The following is a 22,121-nucleotide window of genomic DNA, read 5'->3' as shown; positions in this document are numbered from 1 at the left end:
GGATGCTCGAATCGCACGAGCGCTCAACGTTAAGTAAATGGATCGTAATGCAGAGTAAAGACTCAGGCATGATTTTCAGGGCAAATGGGGCAGGCAATCACTCGATGTAGTGATTAGTCATTTCATATCGGCCCGTCGCTCTCCCTCGGCATCGCACTCGCCACCGGCGCCCCTCTGCAGGCCGGGCTGGTCGCCGCCGCAGTGGGCGGCATCGTCGCGGGGCGGCTCGGCGGCTCACCGCTCCAGGTGAGCGGCCCGGCTGCCGGACTCACCCTGGTCACCGCCGAGTTGATCCAGCACTACGGATGGCGTGCCACCTGCGCCGTGACCGTGGCGGCAGGCTTCTGTCAGATCGGACTCGCGGCCCTGCGGGTCGCCCGGTCCGCCCTGGCGGTGAGCCCCGCCATCGTGCACGGCATGCTTGCGGGCATCGGCATCACCATCGCGCTGGCCCAGATCCACATCGTGCTCGGCGGCTCGCCGCAGAGCTCCGCCGTCGCCAACGTGCTCGGTCTTCCCCGTCAGTTGGCCGCACTGGACCCGGCGGCTCTCATGGTGAGCGCCCTGACCGCGGGCATCCTGCTGGCGTGGCCGCGGATCCCGGGGCGGACCGGCGACGTGCTGCGGGTCGTCCCGGCCGCGCTCGCCGCGGTGATCGCGGCCACGGCGGTCGCGACGATCGCCCACATGCGGCTGGAGCGGGTCGACCTGCCGTCCTGGCGGTCCCACGCGCTGCCCGAGCTGCCCGAGGGCCCGGTGCTCGGGCTGGCGGCCGCGGTGGTGACCATCACCCTCGTCACCAGCGTCCAGTCCCTGCTCTCCGCCGTCGCCGTCGACCGCCTGGTCTCCGGCAGAGGCGGCCCCGCCGCCCCGCACCGCTCCGACCTCGACCGCGAGCTGGTGGGCCAGGGTGCCGCCAACATCGTCTCGGGTGCCCTCGGGGGGCTGCCGGTGGCCGGCGTCGCCGTCCGCAGCAACGCCAACGTCACCGCGGGAGCCGTCAGCCGGCACTCGGCCATGCTCCACGGGGTCTGGATCGCCGTGGCGGCGCTGCTGCTGGTCCCGGTCATGGACCTGATTCCCCTCGCCGCCCTCGCCGCGCTCGTCGCCGTCGTCGGTGTCCAGATGGTCAACATCACGCGTGTGCGCACCATCCGGCGGAACCGCGAGATGCTCGTCTACGCCGTGACCGTGACGGCCGTCGTCCTCACCGGAGTCCTCGAAGGGGTGCTCATCGGGATCGCGGTCGCCGTGTTCGTCGCGCTGCACCGCCTCACCAGGACGCGGATCACCGCCGAGGAGTCGGAGGGGATCCACCGGGTGCGTGTCCGGGGCCAGCTGACGTTCCTCGCCGTGCCACGGCTGAGCCGCGTGCTGGGCCAGGTGCCGCACGGTGCGGCATGCCATGTGGAGCTGGACGGCTCCTTCATGGACCACGCGGCCTACGAGGCCCTGCACGACTGGCAGACCTCGCACTCGGCCCACGGCGGCACGGTCCGGTTCACCGGACGGGCCGGCACCCGCATCAGCGAGCCGGCCGCCGAGGCCCATGGCTGCTGCCGCCCCTGGACGCCCTGGCGCAACCACCACTGCCAGGACACGCCCCAGAAGCCGAGGGGCCACCGGCTGGCCACGGGCCTGAGGTCGTTCCAGCGGGACACGGCCCCCCTGGTGCGCGACGAGCTGGCCCGGCTGGCCAGGGAGGGGCAGCGACCCTCCCAGCTCTTCCTGACCTGCGCCGATTCCCGCCTGGTGACCAGCATGATCACGGCAAGCGGCCCCGGTGACCTCTTCACCGTCCGCAACGTCGGCAACCTGGTCCCCCTGCCCGGGGACGACAGCGGGGACGACTCGGTCGCCGCCGCCATCGAGTACGCCGTCGACGTCCTGGAGGTCGAGTCGATCACCGTCTGCGGGCACTCCGGCTGCGGCGCCATGCAGGCCCTGCTCAACGGCGCGGCGGACGACCGGACACCGCTGGGGCGCTGGCTGAGACACGCCCGCCCCAGCCTGAAGCGGATGCGGAGCCGGCACCACACCTGGGCGAGGATCTCCGGCCGGCTCCCCGCCGACGCGGTGGAGCAGCTCTGCCTGACCAATGTGGTCCAGCAGCTCGAGCATCTGCGCGCCCACCCGCCGGTGGCCCGGCGGCTCGCCGAGGGGAGGCTCCAGCTGCACGGCATGTACTTCCATGTGGGCGAGGCCCAGGCCTACCTGCTGACCAGTACCGATGAACACGAGATCGACGAGGTCTTCGACCGGGTGTGCCCCGGGCCGCCCTCGGCCCTGGAGAAGACCACGGCGTGACACGGCCCCGCCTCCCCCACCTCATCGCGTGGCTGAACCGACCGGACCTCCCGCCCGTGAGAACGTGTGGCCCCTCTTCCCCACCGCTCGGGGGTGAGGAGCTGCCGCCGGCACCCGGGACCTCGCCGTCCCGTGGTGCCGGCGGCCGGAAAGGTCACTCACAGGTCTAAACCAATTTCCCGAAGGCCCTTGTCACCCGGCCCTTCGGCTGATGAGCTATGGCCTGGGACACATACGCACAGAAGACGCCCTGGGAAAGGGAGATGTCGTGAGCAACGAGAGCCTGGCCAACCTGCTCAAGGAAGAGCGGCGATTCGCGCCGCCGGCCGAGCTGGCAGCGGACGCCAACGTGACGGCGGAGGCGTACGAGCAGGCAGCGGCGGACAGGCTCGGCTTCTGGGCCGAGCAGGCACGACGGCTCGACTGGGCCACCGAACCGACCGAGACGCTCGACTGGAGCAACCCGCCGTTCGCCAAGTGGTTCGCCGACGGCACCCTCAACGTGGCCTACAACTGCGTCGACCGCCATGTCGAGGCCGGTCACGGCGAGCGGGTCGCCATCCACTTCGAGGGCGAGCCCGGCGACAGCCGCGCGATCACCTACGCGGAGCTCAAGGACGAGGTCTCCCGGGCGGCCAACGCGCTGACCGAGCTGGGCGTGCGCAAGGGCGACCGGGTCGCCGTCTACATGCCCATGATCCCGGAGGCCGCGGTCGCCATGCTGGCCTGCGCCCGGATCGGCGCGGCCCACTCGGTCGTCTTCGGCGGGTTCTCCGCAGACGCCGTCGCCTCCCGCATCCAGGACGCCGACGCCAAGCTGGTCATCACCGCCGACGGCGGCTACCGCCGCGGCAAGCCCAGCGCCCTCAAGCCCGCGATCGACGACGCCGTCTCCCGCTGCCCGCAGGTCGAACACGTACTGGTGGTGCGGCGCACCGGCCAGGAGACCGCGTTCACCGAGGGACGCGACGTGTGGTGGCACGACATCGTCGCCCGCCAGTCGGCCGAGCACACCCCCGAGGCCTTCGAGGCGGAGCACCCGCTCTTCATCCTCTACACCTCCGGCACCACGGGGAAGCCGAAGGGCATCCTGCACACCTCCGGCGGCTACCTCACGCAGGCGGCCTACACCCATCACGCCGTCTTCGACCTGAAGCCGGAATCCGACGTGTACTGGTGCACGGCCGATATCGGCTGGGTCACCGGCCACTCGTACATCGTCTACGGCCCGCTGGCCAACGGCGCGACACAGGTCATGTACGAGGGCACGCCCGACAGCCCGCACCAGGGCCGGTTCTGGGAGATCGTCCAGAAGTACGGCGTCACGATCCTCTACACCGCGCCGACCGCGATCCGGACCTTCATGAAGTGGGGAGACGACATCCCCGCCAAGTTCGACCTGTCCAGCCTGCGCGTCCTCGGCTCGGTCGGCGAGCCGATCAACCCCGAGGCGTGGATCTGGTACCGGGAGCACATCGGCGCCGGGAAGACCCCGATCGTGGACACCTGGTGGCAGACGGAGACGGGCGCGATGATGATCTCGCCGCTGCCCGGGGTCACCGAGACCAAGCCCGGCTCCGCACAGCGCCCGCTGCCCGGCATCTCGGCCACCGTCGTCGACGACGAGGCCCGCGAGGTACCCGACGGAGGCGGCGGCTACCTCGTCCTGACCGAACCCTGGCCGTCGATGCTGCGCACCATCTGGGGCGACGACCAGCGCTTCATCGACACCTACTGGTCCCGCTTCGAGGGCAAGTACTTCGCCGGCGACGGTGCCAAGAAGGACGACGACGGCGACATCTGGCTGCTGGGCAGGGTCGACGACGTCATGCTGGTCTCCGGCCACAACATCTCCACCACCGAGGTCGAGTCCGCCCTGGTCTCCCACCCCAAGGTCGCCGAGGCCGCCGTCGTCGGCGCCGCCGACGAGACCACCGGCCAGGCGATCGTGGCCTTCGTCATCCTGCGCGGCACCGCCAGCGAGGACGAAGGGCTCGTCGAGGAGCTGCGGGCCCACGTGGGCGCCACGCTCGGGCCCATCGCCAAGCCCAAGCGGGTACTGCCGGTCGCCGAGCTCCCGAAGACCCGCTCGGGTAAGATCATGCGCCGGCTGCTGCGCGACGTCGCCGAGAACCGCGAACTGGGCGACGTCACCACCCTCACCGACTCCTCCGTGATGGACCTCATCCAGACCAAGCTGCCGAGCGCCGCGAGCGAGGACTGACCCCCGCCGCACGGCACGACAGGCCCCCGTGACGCTCCGGCGCCGCGGGGGCCGCGCCGTACCCCGCGGCCCGGAGAGGTACGGGTAGAGTGACGGGCGCGTCGATGACGCGCGAGCAATCCGAGGTGCGCCGGGAAGTCTGGTCGGCAAGTGTTCTGCCATGCCCGTCCGACCGGAGGTCTCCCCCCGTGGCCGCACCGCCCCCCGCTCCCCGCACGTTCCTCGGCCGCCTCTCCCTGCCGGAGCGCACCTTCGTCGCGGACGCCCTGCGCACCGAGACGGTCGGCGGGATGCTGCTGCTCCTCGCCGCGGTCGCCGCTCTCGTCTGGGCCAACACCTTCGACGGCAGCTACACCTCCGTCAGCGACTTCCACTTCGGTCCCGCCTCGCTCGGACTGGACCTCTCCGTCGCGCACTGGGCCGCTGACGGGCTGCTGGCGGTCTTCTTCTTCGTCGCCGGCATCGAGCTCAAGCGGGAGCTGGTCGCCGGTGAGCTGCGCGACCCGAGGGCCGCCGCCCTCCCGGTCGTCGCGGCGCTCTGCGGAATGATCATGCCTGCCGGGGTCTATCTGGTCGTCGTGACCGCCGGTGGCGGTTCCGCATCCGGCTGGGCGGTCCCGACCGCAACGGACATCGCGTTCGCCCTCGCCGTACTCGCCGTTCTCGGCGCGTCGCTGCCCTCGGCACTGCGGGCCTTCCTGCTGACCCTGGCCGTCGTGGACGACCTCTTCGCGATCCTGATCATCGCGGTCTTCTTCACCGACGACCTGAACTTCGCGGCCCTCGGCGGCGCCTTCGCGGGCCTCGCGGTCTTCTGGCTGCTGCTGCGCAAGGGCGTGCGCGGCTGGTACGTGTACGTGCCGCTCGCCCTGGTCGTCTGGGGTCTGATGTACAACAGCGGCGTCCACGCGACGATCGCCGGCGTCGCGATGGGCCTGATGCTGCGCTGCACCCGCAAGGAGGGGGAGGACCACTCTCCCGGCGAGCACATCGAGCACCTGGTGCGGCCGCTGTCCGCTGGTGTGGCGGTTCCCCTCTTCGCCCTGTTCTCGGCCGGCGTCACGGTCTCGGGCGGTGCTCTCGGGAAGGTTTTCACCCAGCCGGAGACGCTCGGCGTCGTCCTCGGACTGGTCGTCGGCAAGGCCCTGGGCATCTTCGGCGGGACCTGGCTGACGGCACGCTTCACCAAGGCGGAGCTGAACGGCGACCTGCGCTGGCCGGACGTCTTCGCGCTCTCCACCCTCGCCGGCATCGGCTTCACCGTGTCCCTGCTGATCGGCGAACTCGCCTTCGAGGGCGACCCGTCCCTCACCGAGAAGGTGAAGGCGGCGGTCCTGGTCGGTTCCGTGATCGCCGCAGTTCTCGCGGGATTCCTCCTCAAACTGCGGGTACGCACCTACCAGGCGCTCTACGCGGAGGAGGAGCGCGATGAGGACATGTCAGGGGTGCCGGACATCTACGAACAGGACGACCCTGCGTACCACTTGCGCATGGCCGTGATCTACGAGGAGAAGGCCGCCGAGCATCGCAGGCGGGCCCAAGCGGCGGGGGCGTCGCGCGACGGCGGCGACAGTCCGGCATGATCTGACATCGGACCGTAGTACGCGGAGACCGCAGGAACTGGAGAGGGAGTCAGCGATGAGCGACCCCGGCAACACCACGGCGAAGGCCGTCGGCGCCGACCGCAGTCTCGGTCAGCTGGTCGCTTCGGCGACCGCCGAGATGTCGGCGCTGGTGCACGACGAGATCGCACTGGCCAAGGCCCAGCTGCGCCAGGACGCGAAGAAGGCGGGCGTCGGAGGAGCCGCGTTCACCGCGGCGGGCACCGTGCTGCTGTTCTCGCTGCCGATGCTGAGCTTCGCCCTCGCGTACGGCTTCAGGACGTGGACGGGCTGGAACATGGCCCTGTGTTTCCTGCTGTCCTTCGCCGTGAACGTCGTCGTGGCGGGGCTGCTCGCCCTGATCGGCACGGTGTTCGTGAAGAAGGCCAAGAAGGGGCAGGGCCCGCAGAAGGCGGTCGCCTCCGCCAAGCAGAGCGCGGCGGTCCTGCAGAACGCCAAGCCGCACCCCCGGCCCGAGCCGCGGCCGGAGCTGACGGGTGGCTCCAGGGAGGACAAGGCGCTGCTGTGACCGGGCTCACCGGTTCGGCAGGGCGGGCGCCGGGCGAGACGAACGCGCCGCGCGCAGTTGTGGCACGCTCATCAGCATGACGGCCCCTGAATCCAGCCCCGGCGGCTTCGCCGCCCTCGGCAGCCCCGTACGCGTCGACGGTCCCTGGACCCATCGTGACGTGGCAGCCAACGGCGCCCGCTTCCACATCGTGGAGATGGGTGACGGGCCGCTGGTGATGCTGCTGCACGGGTTCCCGCAGTTCTGGTGGACCTGGCGCCATCAGCTGACGGCGCTGGCCGACGCCGGCTTCCGGGCGGTCGCGATGGACCTTCGGGGTGTGGGCGGCAGCGACCGCACGCCCCGTGGCTACGACCCGGCGAACCTCGCGCTCGACATCACCGGTGTCGTGCGCTCCCTCGGCGAACCGGACGCGGCGCTGGTCGGCCACGATCTGGGCGGCTACCTGGCCTGGACCGCGGCCGTGATGCGGCCCAAGCTGGTGCGCCGGCTCGCGGTCTCGTCGATGCCCCACCCCCGGCGGTGGCGGTCGGCGATGCTCTCCGACTTCGCGCAGAGCCGCGCCGGGTCGTACGTGTGGGGCTTCCAGCGGCCGTGGATCCCGGAGCGGCAACTGGTCTCGGACGACGCCGCCCTGGTCGGGCGCCTCATCCGCGAGTGGTCCGGGCCGCAGCCGGTCGACGAGGAGGCCGTCGACGTCTACCGGCGCGCGATGCTGATCCCGTCGACGGCGCACTGCTCGATCGAGCCGTACCGGTGGATGGTGCGGTCGCTCGCGCGGCCGGACGGGTTCCAGTTCAACCGCCGGATGAAGCGGCCGGTGCGGGTGCCGACGCTCCATCTGCACGGGTCACTCGATCCGGCGATGCGCACGCGCAGCGCGGCGGGATCGGGCGAGTACGTCGAAGCGCCCTACCGCTGGCGCCTGTTCGACGGCCTCGGTCACTTCCCGCACGAGGAGGACCCGGTGGCGTTCTCCGGCGAGCTCATCAACTGGCTCAAGGACCCCGAACCCGACCGCTGACGGCCTCCCGCGGCACGCGCCACAGGCCGGGGCTGGGCCGTTCGGGGGACGGTAGGGAACGCTTGTCCTACGAACGGCCAAATGCCTGGCGCATAGGCCAATTGGACGTCTCCGGCGCGGTTACCGACCTTGAGGCCCGGGCAGACGTCCCGGTATGGGCTGGACGCACGACTACAGTGACGCAGCACGCAACCGCCGCTCGGCCAACGGGCCGATCAGCCACGACCGTGGCGACTCACCCGGCGGGAGCCACGAGCACCCCGGACAGGGGATGGGCATTCCGCGCATCCTCCGGCGCCGCGCCCGCTGGGTGTCGGCGCGCCTGCGGCAACCGCGGGGCTGACGCCCCGTCCGGGCATTCCCTTCACGCGTCTCGCACGCGCACCCCTGATCACAGGGCGCATCCCTGGCTGTCGACCTCCTGGTTGGCCGACCTGCCCCGGTCGATGTCCTCGCGGATCTCGTCCACGGTGAGGGCGTAGCCGGTGTCCGCGTCGTCGAGGGAGCGGGCGAAGATGACGCCGTACACCTTGCCGTCCGTGGTGAGCAGCGGGCCGCCCGAGTTGCCCTGGCGCACGGTCGCGAAGAGCGAGTAGACGTCGCGGCGGACTGTGCCCCGGTGGTAGATGTCGGGCCCGTTGGCGTTGATGCGGCCGCGGACGCGTGCGGAGCGGACGTCGTACGCGCCGTTCTCCGGGAAGCCGGCCACGATCGCGCTGTCGCCGCTGCGGGCGTCCTCGTCGGCGAACCGGAGCGGGCGGGCCGTGAGATCGGGGACGTCCAGCACGGCGATGTCCCGCTCCCAGTCGTACAGCACGACCTTGGCGTCGTAGAGCCGGCCCTCGCCGCCTATCTGGACGGTGGGCTCGTCCACGCCTCCGACGACATGGGCGTTGGTCATCACCCGGCGCTCGTCGAAGACGAAGCCCGTGCCCTCGAGCACCTTGCCGCAACTGGGCGCCGTGCCCACGACCTTCACGATGGACTGCTTGGCGCGGGCGGCGACCGGGCTGCCGACCAGCGCCGGGTCGGGCGCCTGGACCTCGGTGATCGGCTCGTTGGCGAACGGGCTGAAGACCTGGGGGAATCCGTTCTGCGCGAGGACGGAGGAGAAGTCCGTGAACCAGGTGTTCGCCTGATCGGGCATCACCCGCGAGATGCCGAGGAGCACCTTGGAGCTGCGGACCTCCTTGCCGAGGGTGGGCAGCGAGGTGCCGGCGAGCGCGGAGCCGATGAGCCAGGCGACCAGCAGCATCGCGACGACGTTGACCAGTGCGCCACCGGTGGCGTCCAGCGCGCGGGCGGGCGACCAGGTGATGTGGGTGCGCAGCTTGTTGCCGAGGTGGGTGGTGAATGCCTGGCCGACGGAGGCACAGACGATCACGACGACGACGGCGACGATCGCCGCCGTCGTGGAGACCTCGGAATCGTCGGTCAGGGCTCCCCACAGCACGGGCAGGAGGTACACGGCGACCAGGCCGCCGCCGAGGAAGCCGATCACCGACAGGATGCCGACGACGAAGCCCTGGCGGTAGCCGACGACCGCGAACCAGACAGCGGCGACCAGCAACAGGATGTCCAGCACGTTCACCGTCTTCAGCCTCGCTGTGTCGTCGCCGGGTGCTCCTGCCGGCTATGCGTCTTCGGTCCGCGGCGCGGCCGCTTCCTCCAGGTGTCCCGGGTGGGACCTGTGCCTGGCCCAGCCTGTCATGCGCGCCAGTCGAGCGGGACCTCCCTGGAGCGGTCCCATGGGCGCTCCCAGCCGGCGAAGTGCAGCAGCCGGTCGATGACCCCGGCGGTGAACCCCCAGACCAGGGCCGATTCGACCAGGAACGCGGGCCCTGCGTGACCGCTCGGGTGGACGGCCGTCGCACGGTTGGCCGGGTCCGTGAGATCGGCCACGGGCACCGTGAAGACCCGGGCGGTCTCCGCGGGGTCGACCACGAAGACCGGGCTCGGCGTGCGCCACCATCCCAGTACGGGCGTCACCACGAATCCGCTCACCGGGATGTACAGCTTGGGCAGCACGCCGAAGATCTGGACGCCGGAGGGATCCAGGCCCGTCTCCTCCCAGGCCTCCCGCAGCGCGGCGCGCAGCGGGCCCGTGGTGGCCGGGTCGCCGTCCTCGGGATCCAGTGCTCCGCCGGGGAAGGAGGGCTGGCCCGCGTGGGAGCGCAGGGTGCCGGCGCGCTCCATGAGCAGCAGTTCGGGCCCGCGGGCACCCTCGCCGAACAGGACGAGGACGGCCGACTGCCGGCCCCCTCCGTCGGCCGGCGGCAGGAAGCGGCTGAGCTGGTGCGGCCGCACGGTGCCGACGGCTCCCACCACCGGGGCCAGCCACTCGGGCATGCCCTCGGTGGTCACGGCCACCTCGTCGCGAGTCCGGCCGGACCGTTCGTACGCCTCGTACGTCTCTTCTCCTGCGCGTGTCATGGGCACCCCTCGCTGCTCAACGCCCCGGGGCGCCCGGATCGTTCCTCGCGCCGCGCGGCGCGGCGAGGGTTCACCCGGTCGCACCCGCGGCGGGGGCCGGCTCGCCCGGGTAGTCCGGAGGCGGCTTGAGCCGCTGTCCGGGCTGTCCGCCCATCTCGTACTTGAGGAGCTTCCTCGCCTTCTCCGGGTCCGTCTCGCCCTCGCCGTACGAGGGGCAGAGGTGGGTGATCGGGCAGGCGCCGCAGGCGGGTCTGCGGGCGTGGCAGATGCGGCGGCCGTGGAAGATCACACGGTGCGAGAGCATCGTCCACTCGGACTTGGGGAAGATCGTGGCGATCTCGGCCTCGATCTTCACCGGGTCGTCCTGGTCGGTCCACTTCCAGCGGCGCGCCAGCCGCATGAAGTGGGTGTCCACCGTGATGCCGGGGACGCCGAAGGCGTTGCCCAGGACGACGAAGGCGGTCTTGCGGCCCACGCCGGGCAGGGCGACGAGCTCTTTCAGGGTGCCGGGCACCTCGCCGCCGAAGTCGTCCCTGATCGCCTTGGAGAGGCCCATGATCGACTTCGTCTTGGCGCGGAAGAACCCGGTCGGGCGGATGAGCTCCTCGACCTCCTCCGGGACCGCGGCCGCCAGGTCCTCGGGCGTCGGGTACTTCGCGAAGAGGGCGGGGGTGGTCTGGTTGACCCGGAGGTCGGTGGTCTGGGCCGAGAGCACGGTCGCGATCAGGAGCTGGTAAGGGTTCTCGAAGTCCAGTTCGGGATGGGCGTACGGGAAGACCTCGGCGAGCTCGCGGTTGATCCGGCGGGCCCGGCGCACCATCGCGAGACGGGATTCCGGTTTGACCGTTTTACCCTTCTTGCCCGGATTGGGCGAAGGGTGTTCGCCCACAGCGGAATTCTGCTTTCCGGACACGTTTCCAGCCCCCTTGGCCTGCGCTGTCACCGGCGAATTGGACACCCGGCCAGCCTAAGGGTCACCACCGACATCTGCCCGGGTCCCCCCGAATCAGGACCCAATCGGGCCCCTGCCGTACGGACGGACGCGTCTGTACGTCAAACTTGTTGTGACTGATCGCACGATTGTTGAGTAACGGGGTCCTCGTCCCCGACGATGCCGCCGCGGGGCACCCGGTCCCCAGGACAGTGCAGCGCGGTCCGGCATCATGGGGGACTGTGTCCCCTGAGCAGGTCGACAAGGAGAGAACTCGTGGACGACGTTCTGCGGCGCGCCCCGCTCTTCGCGGCGCTCGATGACGAGCAGGCCGCGGAGCTCCGCGCCTCGATGAGTGAAGTGACGCTCGCCCGTGGCGACGCGCTCTTCCACGAGGGCGACCCCGGCGACCGCCTGTACGTGGTCACCGAGGGCAAGGTCAAGCTCCACCGCACCTCGCCCGACGGGCGGGAGAACATGCTCGCCGTCCTCGGCCCCGGCGAGCTGATCGGCGAGCTGTCCCTCTTCGACCCCGGTCCGCGCACCGCGACCGCCACCGCGCTGACCGAGGTGAAGCTCCTCGGCCTCGGCCACGGCGACCTCCAGCCCTGGCTGAACGCCCGCCCGGAGGTGGCCACGGCGCTGCTGCGCGCGGTCGCCCGCCGGCTCCGCAAGACCAACGACCAGATGTCCGACCTGGTCTTCTCCGATGTGCCCGGCCGTGTCGCCCGCGCGCTGCTCGACCTCTCGCGCCGCTTCGGCGTGCAGTCGGAGGAGGGCATCCACGTGGTCCACGACCTCACGCAGGAGGAACTTGCCCAGCTGGTCGGCGCCTCCCGCGAGACCGTCAACAAGGCGCTGGCCGACTTCGCGCAGCGCGGCTGGCTGCGGCTGGAGGCCCGAGCGGTGATCCTCCTGGACGTGGAGCGCCTCGCGAAGCGCTCGCGCTGAGCCGCACACCGTCGCGCACGTGCATCACGAAGGGCCGCCCGCTCACGCGGGCGGCCCTTCGCCGTGCGCTCAGTTCCTGGTGCCGTCCACGATCAGCGGATTGCCGGTCCCCCCGCCGCAGGGGACCGCGTACACCGGCTGGCTTGCCGCGGCCTCCTTGAACGCCTCGATGCACTGGTTGGCCAGGACCTTGTCCGACAGCGAGTCGTTCAGGATCCGGTTCGCCTTGGCGATGCCCTCGGCCTCGATGCGCCGGCGCTCGGCCTCGGCCGTCGCCGTCCGGGCCGCCTCGGTCGCCCGTTCGGTCGCCTGCTCCTGCTGAATCTTGCGGTCGATCTGCTCCTGGAGCTTCTCCGAGGGCTTCACGTTGCGCAGATTGACGGTCGTCACGGCGATGCCGCGGGGCGCCAGGCGCTCGCGGATCAGATCGCCGATCTCGGTGTTGATCTTCTCCCGGGCCGAGGTGTAACCCTCCTCGCTGGTGTACCGGGCGAAGACGTTGCGGACGATCTCCCGGCTGTCCGGGAAGACCAGGCGCTGCTGGATCGCGTCCTCGCTGCCCGCCAGCCGGTACAGCTCCACGGCCCTCGCCGGGGTGACCGCCCACTTCACGGTGATCTCGGCGTACATGACACCGCCCTGCGAGGAGCGGACCTCGACGACGTCCTTGTCGGAGAGGTTGAGGTCCACGGGGCGCGTGGAGAACGTGGTGACGTCGGTGAACGGTGAGGTGACGTTGAGCCCGGAGTTCATCGGCGAGCCGACCTTGCCGAAGGTGACGGGCACTCCGACCTCGTAGGCGCTGACGACATGGACGCAGCTCGACACGCCCGCGAACAGCCCGGCCACGAGCGCGCCCAGCGCGCCCAGTTTGAGGCCCTTGTTGTCGCCCGCGCGGGCGACGAAGTACATCACCGCGGCGGCGATGACGAGTATGACGAACAGGACGAACACGGTTTGTCCCCCCAGTGACGGATGCCGTGATGTAAGCGGGCCGTAAAGCCTCGCCTGCGACAGACGCCGGGGACGCCCGGGGCAGTTCCGTCCGGGCAGGACCGATGTCATGCCCGTGCGCTCGCGGGGCGCCGCGGGAGGCGCGGACCGTCAGCCGGTGTCGCTCACGCCGATCAGTCCGTGCTCGCGCAGGTAGGCGAGCTGGGCGCGCACCGACAGCTCGGCCGCGGGCCACAGCGACCGGTCGACATCCGCGTAGACGTGCGCGACGACCTCCGGGGCGGTGGCGCATCCGTTCTCGACGGCCGTCTCGACCTGGGCGAGCCGGTGGGCGCGGTGGGCGAGATAGAACTCGACGGCACCCTGGGCGTCCTCCAGGACGGGGCCGTGGCCCGGCAGCACCGTGTGGACACCGTCGTCGACGGTGAGCGAGCGCAGCCGCCGCAGGGAGTCCAGGTAGTCCCCGAGCCGGCCCTCCGGGTGGGCGACCACCGTGGTGCCCCGGCCGAGGACCGTGTCACCCGTCAGCACCGCGCGGTCGGCCGGCAGATGGAAGCTGAGCGAGTCGGCGGTGTGTCCGGGGGTGGCGACGACGCGCATCTCCAGGCCGCCGGTCGTGACGACGTCCCCTTCGGCGAGCCCTTCGTCACCGAGCCGCAGCGCCGCATCGAGCGCCCTGACCGGGGTCCTCGTCAGCTCGGCGAAGCGGGCGGCGCCCTCCGCGTGGTCGGGGTGGCCATGGGTGAGCAGGGTCAGCGCGACCCGCTTGCCCGCGGCCTCGACCGTCTCGATCACGGCCCGGAGGTGGGTCTCGTCCTGCGGACCCGGATCGACGACCACGGCGAGGGCGGAGCCGGGCTCGGAGACGATCCACGTGTTGGTGCCGTCCAGCGTCATCGCGGACGGGTTCGGCGCGAGGACGTTGACGGCACGGGCGGTGGCGGGTCCGGAGAGCACGCCTCCGCGGGGCTGTCCCGGCAGCGCTGCGGCGTCCGTCATCGCGGTCCTCCCTGCGGCACGTGCTTGGTGAACTCCTCGTGGCCCGGCCAGCTCAGCACCACCTCGCCGCCCTCCAGCCGCGCCCGGGCGAGGACCGGGTCGAGGCTCTGTGCGGCAGCCGCCGCCAGGGTGCCGGCCACGGTGGCGTACGGCTCCAGGGCACGCAGTGTCGCCACGGTCGGCGGCATCATGAGCAGCTCGCCCTTGTCGTAGCCGGCGATCGCCTCCGCGGGGCGGATCCAGGCGGTCCGGTCGGCCTCGGTGGAGACGTCGCGGGTGCGCTGCCCCTCGGGGAGGGCGGCCACGAAGAACCACGTGTCGTAGCGGCGCTGCTCGAACTCGGGCGTGATCCAGCGCGCCCAGGCGCCGAGCAGGTCGGAGCGGAGGACCAGGCTGCGGCGTTCCAGGAACTGCGCGAACGACAGGTCGCGGTCGACCAGCGCCTGCCGGTCGGCCTCCCAGTCGTCTCCCGTGGTGTCGCCGACGACGGTGTCCTCGGTCGGACCCGCCAGCAGCACCCCGGCCTCCTCGAACGTCTCGCGCACCGCCGCGCAGACCACGGCCTGGGCGACCGCGGTGTCGTCGGTGCCCAGTCGGGCGGCCCAGGTGTCCAGCGAGGGCCCGGCCCAGCCGACGGGCCGGTCGTCGCGCGGGTCGACCCCGCCGCCCGGGTAGGCGTACGCGCCTCCGGCGAAGGCCATCGAGGTGCGCCGGCGCAGCATGTGGACGGCGGGGCCCTCCGCGCCGTCGCGGAGCAGCATCACCGTCGCGGCCCTCTTCGGGACGGCGGGTACGAGCTCACCCGCGGCGAGGGCGCGGATGCGGTCGGGCCATTCCGGCGGGTACCACTGACCATTGGGCATGGCCGGATGCTATGCGTTCTAGCGCGGATGTTCGAGGGGTGGCCGGTGTGCCGGGGCGGACGGCCCGGGGCGGGAACGACGAAGGCCCCGCGCCGGGCCGGTGCAGCCGGGGGCGGGGGCCGTCGTCGTACGGACGCGTCAGGAGTACACACGCGCCGGAAGGCCGGACGCGCCGGGCGTATCGAGGCGCCGGAAGGCCGGACGCGGCGGGTCAGTCCTGGACGAGCTCCACCTGGATCTCGACCTCGACCGGCGCGTCGAGCGGCAGCACCGCCACGCCCACCGCGCTGCGGGCGTGCACGCCCTTGTCGCCGAGGACCTCGCCCAGCAGCTCGCTCGCGCCGTTGAGCACGGCGGGCTGGCCGGTGAAGTCGGCGGCCGAGGCCACGAAGCCGGTGACCTTCACGACCCGCGCGATGCGGTCGAGGTCGCCGACGACGGACTTCACGGCGGCGAGCGCGTTGAGCGCGCAGGTCCGCGCCAGACCCTTGGCCTCCTCGGGCGTGACCTCGGCGCCGACCTTGCCGGTCACCGGAAGCTTGCCCTCCACCATCGGGAGCTGACCCGCGGTGAAGACGTACGCGCCGGAGATCACGGCCGGCTGGTAGGCGGCGAGCGGCGGCACGACCTCGGGAAGCGTCAGGCCCAGCTCGGCGAGCCGTCGGTCGACGACGCCGCTCACTGCTTCTCCCGCTTCAGGTAGGCCACGAGCTGCTCGGGGTTGTTCGGCCCGGGCACGACCTGGACGAGCTCCCAGCCGTCCTCGCCCCAGGTGTCCAGAATCTGCTTCGTCGCGTGCACGAGAAGGGGCACGGTCGCGTATTCCCACTTGGTCATGGGCCCGACTGTAGCCGCCCCGGACGGCGGTACCGCGACAGCCCCGGCCTCCGGAACGGGGACGTGCGCGCGAAGGAACACAGCCCGAGGGCAGCCTCGTGCGTAGGCAGTGCCGCTACTGGTTAGGCTCGAATACGTGAGCAGGCTCCAGGTCGTCAGCGGCAAGGGCGGTACCGGTAAGACCACGGTCGCCGCCGCCCTCGCGCTCGCCCTCGCCACCGAGGGGAAACGCACCCTTCTGGTCGAGGTGGAGGGCAGGCAGGGCATCGCCCAGCTCTTCGAGACGGAAACCCTTCCGTACGAGGAGCGCAAGATCGCCGTCGCCTCGGGCGGCGGCGAGGTCTTCGCGCTGGCCATCGACGCCGAGCGCGCGCTGCTCGACTACCTCCAGATGTTCTACAAGCTCGGCACCGCGGGCCGCGCGCTCAAGAAGCTCGGCGCGATCGACTTCGCGACCACCATCGCACCGGGCGTACGGGACGTGCTGCTCACCGGCAAGGCGTGCGAGGCCGTCCGCCGCCGGGACAGACAGGGGCGGTACGTCTACGACTACGTCGTCATGGACGCACCGCCCACCGGCCGCATCACCCGCTTCCTGAACGTGAACGACGAGGTCGCGGGCCTGGCCAGGATCGGACCGATACACAATCAGGCCCAGGCCGTGATGAGGGTCCTCAAGTCCCCCCAGACCGCGGTGCATCTGGTCACCCTGCTGGAGGAGATGCCCGTCCAGGAGACCGCTGACGGCGTCGCCGAGCTGCGCGGGGCGGGCCTCCCCGTGGGCAGCGTCATCGTGAACATGGTGCGCCCCCACCTCCTCGACGAGGACGCCGTGCGCGACGCCTCGAACGGCCGCCGCCCCGAGATCACCGAGACCCTCGCGCGGGCCGGGATCACCGCGCCCGGCGAGCTCGTCACCCCCCTCCTGCAGCAGGCCGCCGAACACGCCCAGCGCGTCGAGCTGGAGCGGGAGCAGCGCCGGGTGCTCAACGCGATGGAGCTCGGCGCCTACGAACTGCCCATGCTCAGCGAGGGAGTCGAGTTGGCGGGGCTGTACCGACTGGCCAGGGAACTGCGCAAGCAAGGGGCCGGATCATGATGCTCGACAGCGCCGCCCGCCTCGACGTCGATCCGCTGCTCGACGACCCGGACACGCGCATCATCGTGTGCTGCGGCGCGGGCGGCGTCGGCAAGACGACCACCGCGGCCGCCCTGGGTGTACGGGCCGCCGAGCGGGGCCGCAAGGTCGTGGTGCTGACCATCGACCCGGCACGCAGGCTGGCGCAGTCCATGGGGATCGACTCCCTCGACAACACCCCGCGCAAGGTCACGGGCATCGAGAGCCGCGGCGACGCCGAGGGGGCCGAGGGGAAGGGCGCCGGCGAGCTGCACGCGATGATGCTCGACATGAAGCGCACCTTCGACGAGATCGTCGAGGCGCACGCGGACGGCGAACGGGCCCGCGCGATCCTGGAGAACCCCTTCTACCAGTCCCTGTCCGCCGGTTTCGCCGGCACGCAGGAGTACATGGCGATGGAGAAGCTGGGCCAGCTCCGTGCGCGGGACGAGTGGGACCTCATCGTCGTGGACACCCCGCCCTCGCGCTCCGCGCTCGACTTCCTGGACGCGCCGGGCCGCCTGGGCTCCTTCCTGGACGGCACGTTCATCAAGTTGCTGATGGCTCCGGCAAAGGTCGGCGGCCGGGCCGGGATGAAGTTCCTCAACGTCGGCATGTCGATGATGACCGGCACGCTGGGCAAACTGCTGGGCGGCCAGTTCCTGCGGGACGTGCAGACGTTCGTGGCCGCCATGGACACGATGTTCGGCGGTTTCCGCACCCGGGCGGACGCCACGTACCGGCTGCTCCAGGCGCCCGGCACGGCGTTCGTCGTCGTCGCGGCGCCCGAGCGGGACGCGCTGCGCGAGGCGGCGTACTTCGTGGAACGCCTGGCCGCCGAGGACATGCCGCTGGCCGGCCTGGTCCTCAACCGGGTGCACGGGAGCGGGGCCGCCCGGCTGTCGGCGGAGCGGGCGCTGGCCGCCGCGGAAAATCTTGACGAGGGCCGCATTGTGGATCAGGAGGCCGGGGAGACTGGTAGTCGTGACCGCACGGCCGCCTCTCCCGATTCCCCGGCCGGGGGTCATGTCCCCGAGGAAACAAGCGAGTTCACCCCCGCGGGAGCCGGATCACCGGCGCCTGCCGGGACGCCTGCCGTGAAGCAGACCGCGCAGGAGCTGACCGCGGGTCTGCTGCGCCTGCATGCCGAGCGCATGCAGGTGCTCGCGCGTGAGCAGCGCACGCGCGACCGCTTCACGGCGCTCCATCCGGAGGTGGCGGTCACGGAGGTGCCGGCGCTGGCCGGAGATGTGCACGACCTGGCAGGTCTGCGCGCGATCGGCGACCGCCTGGCGGCGCCCTCGTCGCCCGAGGTGCTCTGAAGCACCGGGAAGCCTGGAGCATCCGGGACTCCCCGGTCGCGCGGGTGGTGTGAGCCCACGCGGGGTACGGCGGGCGCCTGAACGGCTCGTGGCGCAGGGCTCGGCGGCCGCCGCGCGCGCCGTCGCACCGGCGTGACGTTCCGCGGACGCGGTCCTCGCGCGTCGGCGCATCGCTCGGCGCGCCTCGGCGCACGGCCATGCGCACGGTGCTGCCCGCCCACGGGCAGGATGACGCGCGGTCGTGGCGTCACGTACGGCCACGGGCAGCGCGGCACCGGGCCGCGGCGTGTCCCCCGTGCGTCATGCGCGGGCCGCACGGCGGAAATCCGTCCGTGCCCGAGGACGTCATGCCGTGCCGACCGGTGCGGTACCGGGCGGGACGGTGTGCGGTCCGGTCAGCCGACCGCCGCGTACGCCTCGTACGTCTCGTCGTCGTCGAGGCCCACCGGCAGGATGCCGGCGCTGCGCTCGTATTCCGTGCGCGCTGTCTCAAGCAGTCTGCGCCAGGACGTGACCGTGGGTCGTCGGCGCAGCAGTGCGCGACGCTCCCGCTCGGTCATTCCGCCCCACACGCCGAACTCGACGCGGTTGTCGAGCGCGTCGGCCAGGCACTCGGTCCGCACCGGGCATCCGGTGCACACCGCCTTGGCCCTGTTCTGCGCTGCCCCTTGTACGAACAGTTCATCCGGATCCGTCGTGCGGCAGGCTGCCTGCGCACTCCAGTCGGTTACCCAGCCCATGCCGGCGCCGTCCTCTCCCGAATCGAGGCTCCCCCACGGCGGCAGCGGCATATTCACCGCTGCCAGTTGAGGACGTTACGGAAGGTGGGCAGAGCGCAACACCCCCGCGGGGCCCAATCTTGAATGGCCCGAACGGACTATGCGTACGCGGCAGATCACCCAGGGGAGTGAGCTGAAGGCATTGCCGACAAAGGTGACAATATCGGGCATTTACCTTGCACTGTCACGGACTTCGAAGACGTTTGCGGCCATTCGGACAGCTCTCCGCCGGATTCGGGGACAGCGGAGTACTGCCGGCTACTTGATGCGGGACCGCACTGCTGTGACAGTTGAGAGCAGCTTAGGCCAATGCCTTTATGCGTGTCCGGCGAATGAGAACGTAGGCTGCCCTCATGCCAAAGAAGCGCTCGGGCGGTGGTCTGACCGGGACCCAGCAGGCCGCCAAGTTCCTCGGTGTCAGCGTGCTCTCCGGAGCGGTGCTGGCGGGCATCGCCCTGCCCGCCGTCGGCGCGCTCGGACTCGCGGCCAAGGGAACGGTCGAGGGATTCGACGAGATCCCCGCCAACCTCAAGACCCCGCCGCTGAGTCAGCGCACCACCATCCTCGACAGCGAGGGCGGCCCGATCGCGACGGTGTACTCCCGTGACCGCACGGTCGTGCCCCTGAAGGACATCTCGCCCTACATGCAGCAGGCGATCATCGCCATCGAGGACGCGCGCTTCTACGAGCACGGAGCCATCGACCTCAAGGGTGTGCTGCGCGCGCTCAACAAGAACGCGCAGTCGGGCGGCGTCTCCGAGGGCGCCTCGACGCTCACCCAGCAGTACGTGAAGAACGTCTTCGTCGAGGAGGCCGGCGACGACCCCGACAAGGTCGCCGAGGCCACCCAGCAGACCATCGGCCGCAAGGTCCGCGAACTGAAATACGCGATCCAGGTCGAGGAGGAGCTGGGCAAGAAGAAGATCCTGGAGAACTACCTCAACATCACGTTCTTCGGGCAGCAGGCCTACGGCGTCGAGGCCGCCTCCCACCGCTACTTCTCCAAGTCGGCGAAGGACCTGAAGCTGGAGGAGGCCGCGCTCCTCGCCGGCCTCGTCCAGTCGCCGAGCCGGTACGACCCGGTCAACGACACGGAGGAGGCCACCAAGCGCCGCAACACCGTGCTCCAGCGCATGGCGGACGTCCGCAACGTCTCCCAGGAGGAGGCGGACAAGGCCAAGGCCGAGCCGATCAAGCTCAAGGTCAGCAAGCCGAAGAACGGCTGCATCACCGCCGTCGAGGGCTCGGGCTTCTTCTGCGACTACGTGCGCAAGACGATCCTCAACGACCCGGCCTTCGGCAAGACCGAGGAGGAGCGCTCGAAGCTCTGGAACCTCGGCGGTCTGACCGTCCGCACCACCCTCAGCCCGCGCGCCCAGGCCGCGGCCAACGAGGCGGCCACGGCCAAGGTGTACAAGACCGACGGCGTCGCCGCCTCGGTGGTCCAGGTCCAGCCCGGCACCGGCAAGATCCTCTCCATGGGCCAGTCCCGCCCGTACGGCCTGGACCAGAAGCAGAACGAGACGGTGCTCAACCTCGCCGTGGGCAGCAAGATGGGCGGCACCACCTACGGCTTCCAGGTCGGCTCGACCTTCAAGCCGATCACGGCGGCGGCCGCGCTGGAGAAGGGCATCAGCCCGGCGCAGTCGTTCGGCACCCCGTGGAAGATCTCGCTCCCGATGGACTCCTACCGCACCTGCGCGGGCGGGCCGTCCGGCGGGGGCAAGTGGGACCTGCAGAACGAGCTGGAGTCCGAGGCCGGCACCTGGGACATGACGAGCGCGCTCGGCAAGTCCATCAACACCTACTTCGCGCACCTGGAGCAGATGGCGGGCCTCTGCGAGACCGTCGAGATGGCCCGGAAGATGGGCTACGAACGGGAACTGGGCACCAAGCTCAAGGAACTGCCCTCGATCACGCTCGGCGGCCAGGAGAGCACCCCGCTCGACATGGCCTCGGTCTACGCCACGTTCGCCAACCGCGGCACCTACTGCACCCCGGTCGCGATCGAGTCCGTCACCGACGCCAACGGCAAGCGCATCAAGGTGCCCGGCTCCGAGTGCTCGCAGGTCATGAACGAGCAGACCGCCGACACGATCAACCAGATGCTCAAGGGCGTGGTCGAGGACGGCACCGGTACGCAGGCCGGCCTCCAGGACCGCGACAACGCGGGCAAGACCGGTACGACGAACGACCGCAAGGACGCCTGGTTCGTGGGCTACACCCCGAACCTCTCCACGGCGGTCTGGGTCGGCGACGACATCGGCGAGAAGCAGTCGATGTACAACATCACCATCGGCGGCCGGCCCTACGACAAGGTCTGCGGCGGCTGTCTGCCCGGTCCGATCTGGAAGATCGCGATGACCGGCGCCCTGGACGCGGCCGAGACCCCGTCCTTCAACCCGGTCTCCGTCCCGCGCGGGAAGGAGAAGGAGGAGCAGGACAAGGGCCGCGACCGGGACCGTGACCGGGACCGCGAGGACGACAAGCCCGGCGGCGACGAGCCGTTCCCCGGCATCAGCATCCCGCCGGACCTGATCGGCGGCGGCGCCAACCGCGGCCAGGGCAACAACGGCGGCGGCGGCAACTGGCCGTAACCGCGGCCGGGTCGCGGAGCGGCCGGTGCCACGGACATGACGAAGGAGGGGGACCCGGTCGGACCGGGTCCCCCTCCTCGCGTCCTGGCCGCCCGCTCAGCCGGCGAGCAGCTGCTTGACCGCGGCGGCGACACGGCCGCCCTCGGCGCGGCCCGCCACCTTCGGGTTCACGATCTTCATGACGGCGCCCATGGCGCGCGGGCCCTCGGCCCCGGCCGCCCTGGCCTCCTCGACGGCCTGCCCCACGATGGCGTGCAGCTCGTCGTCCGTCAGCTGCTGCGGAAGGTAGGCGTCGAGGACGACGCCCTCCGCCTGCTCGCGCTCGGCCTGCGCGGCACGACCGCCCTGGGCGAAGGCGTCGGCCGCCTCGCGGCGCTTCTTCGCCTCCTTGGCGATCACCTTCTGCACCTCGTCGTCGGAGAGTTCGCGGGCCGTCTTGCCCGAGACCTCCTCCTTGGTGATCGCGGCGAGGGTCAGCCGGAGCGTGGAGGAGCGCAGTTCGTCGCGCGCCCTGATCGCCTCGGTGAGGTCTTCCTGCAGCTTGGACTTGAGCGTGGTCATACGGACAAGTGTGTCAGGTGCGCCGCGCGGAACGCCCGCGCATTTCCCTCTGCGCGACCGGGGCGGGACGGGACGGCCGGGACGCGAGGGGG

20 protein-coding genes are annotated in these 22,121 nt (G+C 71.1%); 10 read left to right on the top strand and 10 right to left on the bottom strand.

The features are described 5' to 3' along the window. The first annotated feature begins 126 nt into the window (after positions 1 to 126). The 6 genes from EAO77_RS08530 to EAO77_RS39850 all read left to right on the top strand — a co-directional run bounded on the left by EAO77_RS08530 (position 127) and on the right by EAO77_RS39850 (position 8,028). A complete protein-coding gene (locus EAO77_RS08530) occupies positions 127 to 2,307 on the top strand; it encodes a SulP family inorganic anion transporter (RefSeq protein WP_147987429.1) in 2,181 nt (726 codons plus the stop codon). A gap of 268 nt (positions 2,308 to 2,575) precedes the next feature. Next, positions 2,576 to 4,531, top strand: a complete 1,956-nt coding sequence (gene acs / locus EAO77_RS08525; RefSeq protein WP_147987428.1) for an acetate--CoA ligase — start codon at positions 2,576 to 2,578, stop codon at positions 4,529 to 4,531. A 188-nt stretch (positions 4,532 to 4,719) separates the two neighbouring features. Further along, complete coding sequence (gene nhaA, locus EAO77_RS08520; protein ID WP_261993846.1) at positions 4,720 to 6,114, top strand: Na+/H+ antiporter NhaA; 1,395 nt, start codon at positions 4,720 to 4,722, stop codon at positions 6,112 to 6,114. 55 nt (positions 6,115 to 6,169) lie between these two features. After that, entirely contained in the window at positions 6,170 to 6,661 is a 492-nt protein-coding gene (locus EAO77_RS08515; protein ID WP_147987426.1) for a phage holin family protein, read from the top strand. Positions 6,662 to 6,737: 76 nt separating this feature from the next. Continuing rightward, a complete protein-coding gene (locus tag EAO77_RS08510) occupies positions 6,738 to 7,685 on the top strand; it encodes an alpha/beta fold hydrolase (protein ID WP_147987425.1) in 948 nt (315 codons plus the stop codon). Positions 7,686 to 7,839: 154 nt separating this feature from the next. Further along, positions 7,840 to 8,028: a hypothetical protein gene (locus tag EAO77_RS39850; protein ID WP_147987424.1), complete on the top strand. Its 189-nt coding sequence runs from the start codon at positions 7,840 to 7,842 to the stop codon at positions 8,026 to 8,028. 48 nt (positions 8,029 to 8,076) lie between these two features. Here EAO77_RS39850 and EAO77_RS08500 read toward each other — a convergent pair whose 3' ends face one another. The 3 genes from EAO77_RS08500 to nth form a co-directional block, all read right to left on the bottom strand. Next, positions 8,077 to 9,276: a MarP family serine protease gene (locus tag EAO77_RS08500; RefSeq protein ID WP_147987423.1), complete on the bottom strand. Its 1,200-nt coding sequence runs from the start codon at positions 9,274 to 9,276 to the stop codon at positions 8,077 to 8,079. Between the two features lie 116 nt (positions 9,277 to 9,392). Next, positions 9,393 to 10,118: an NUDIX hydrolase gene (locus EAO77_RS08495; protein ID WP_147987422.1), complete on the bottom strand. Its 726-nt coding sequence runs from the start codon at positions 10,116 to 10,118 to the stop codon at positions 9,393 to 9,395. Positions 10,119 to 10,188: 70 nt separating this feature from the next. Further along, the gene (gene nth / locus EAO77_RS08490; protein ID WP_147989032.1) at positions 10,189 to 11,031 is read right to left on the bottom strand and encodes an endonuclease III; all 843 of its coding nucleotides are present in this window, start codon (positions 11,029 to 11,031) and stop codon (positions 10,189 to 10,191) included. 294 nt (positions 11,032 to 11,325) lie between these two features. On the opposite strand from nth, the gene EAO77_RS08485 reads away from it, so the two are divergent. Beyond that, positions 11,326 to 12,000 (top strand): Crp/Fnr family transcriptional regulator, encoded by a 675-nt coding sequence (locus EAO77_RS08485; protein ID WP_017947815.1) that lies wholly within the window; start codon positions 11,326 to 11,328, stop codon positions 11,998 to 12,000. 69 nt (positions 12,001 to 12,069) lie between these two features. Here the strand turns inward: EAO77_RS08485 and EAO77_RS08480 are convergent, their stop codons facing one another. The 5 genes from EAO77_RS08480 to EAO77_RS08460 all read right to left on the bottom strand — a co-directional run bounded on the left by EAO77_RS08480 (position 12,070) and on the right by EAO77_RS08460 (position 15,653). Beyond that, positions 12,070 to 12,954, bottom strand: a complete 885-nt coding sequence (locus tag EAO77_RS08480; protein ID WP_147987421.1) for a prohibitin family protein — start codon at positions 12,952 to 12,954, stop codon at positions 12,070 to 12,072. 150 nt (positions 12,955 to 13,104) lie between these two features. Next, positions 13,105 to 13,953 carry an MBL fold metallo-hydrolase gene (locus EAO77_RS08475; RefSeq protein WP_147987420.1) on the bottom strand — a complete coding sequence of 283 codons (849 nt, stop codon included), beginning with the start codon at positions 13,951 to 13,953 and terminating at the stop codon, positions 13,105 to 13,107. Beyond that, positions 13,950 to 14,816 carry an NUDIX hydrolase gene (locus EAO77_RS08470; RefSeq protein ID WP_147987419.1) on the bottom strand — a complete coding sequence of 289 codons (867 nt, stop codon included), beginning with the start codon at positions 14,814 to 14,816 and terminating at the stop codon, positions 13,950 to 13,952. Before EAO77_RS08470 ends, EAO77_RS08475 begins: the two co-directional genes overlap by 4 nt. A 211-nt stretch (positions 14,817 to 15,027) precedes the next feature. After that, positions 15,028 to 15,498: a RidA family protein gene (locus EAO77_RS08465; RefSeq protein WP_147987418.1), complete on the bottom strand. Its 471-nt coding sequence runs from the start codon at positions 15,496 to 15,498 to the stop codon at positions 15,028 to 15,030. After that, complete coding sequence (locus EAO77_RS08460) at positions 15,495 to 15,653, bottom strand: DUF4177 domain-containing protein (RefSeq protein ID WP_003991873.1); 159 nt, start codon at positions 15,651 to 15,653, stop codon at positions 15,495 to 15,497. Before EAO77_RS08460 ends, EAO77_RS08465 begins: the two co-directional genes overlap by 4 nt. Before the next feature lie 136 nt (positions 15,654 to 15,789). Between EAO77_RS08460 and EAO77_RS08455 the strand changes: the two genes are divergently transcribed. Then, entirely contained in the window at positions 15,790 to 16,752 is a 963-nt protein-coding gene (locus tag EAO77_RS08455; protein WP_147987417.1) for an ArsA family ATPase, read from the top strand. Continuing rightward, a complete protein-coding gene (locus EAO77_RS08450) occupies positions 16,749 to 18,092 on the top strand; it encodes an ArsA family ATPase (protein WP_147987416.1) in 1,344 nt (447 codons plus the stop codon). The genes EAO77_RS08455 and EAO77_RS08450 overlap by 4 nt, the downstream gene beginning before the upstream one ends. Positions 18,093 to 18,487: 395 nt before the next feature. Here EAO77_RS08450 and EAO77_RS08445 read toward each other — a convergent pair whose 3' ends face one another. Continuing rightward, positions 18,488 to 18,832 carry a WhiB family transcriptional regulator gene (locus tag EAO77_RS08445; RefSeq protein WP_187283156.1) on the bottom strand — a complete coding sequence of 115 codons (345 nt, stop codon included), beginning with the start codon at positions 18,830 to 18,832 and terminating at the stop codon, positions 18,488 to 18,490. A gap of 392 nt (positions 18,833 to 19,224) precedes the next feature. Here EAO77_RS08445 and EAO77_RS08435 point away from each other — a divergent pair, with 392 nt between their 5' ends. Then, the gene (locus tag EAO77_RS08435) at positions 19,225 to 21,468 is read left to right on the top strand and encodes a transglycosylase domain-containing protein (protein WP_147987415.1); all 2,244 of its coding nucleotides are present in this window, start codon (positions 19,225 to 19,227) and stop codon (positions 21,466 to 21,468) included. A gap of 96 nt (positions 21,469 to 21,564) precedes the next feature. On the opposite strand, the gene EAO77_RS08430 is transcribed toward EAO77_RS08435, so the two are convergent. Continuing rightward, a complete protein-coding gene (locus EAO77_RS08430; protein WP_147987414.1) occupies positions 21,565 to 22,029 on the bottom strand; it encodes a GatB/YqeY domain-containing protein in 465 nt (154 codons plus the stop codon). Positions 22,030 to 22,121 lie beyond the last annotated feature (92 nt).

The sequence above is a fragment of the Streptomyces sp. T39 genome (assembly GCF_008042045.1).
Lineage (GTDB): Bacteria > Actinomycetota > Actinomycetes > Streptomycetales > Streptomycetaceae > Streptomyces.
This window is presented reverse-complemented; position numbering and strand designations above follow the sequence as displayed.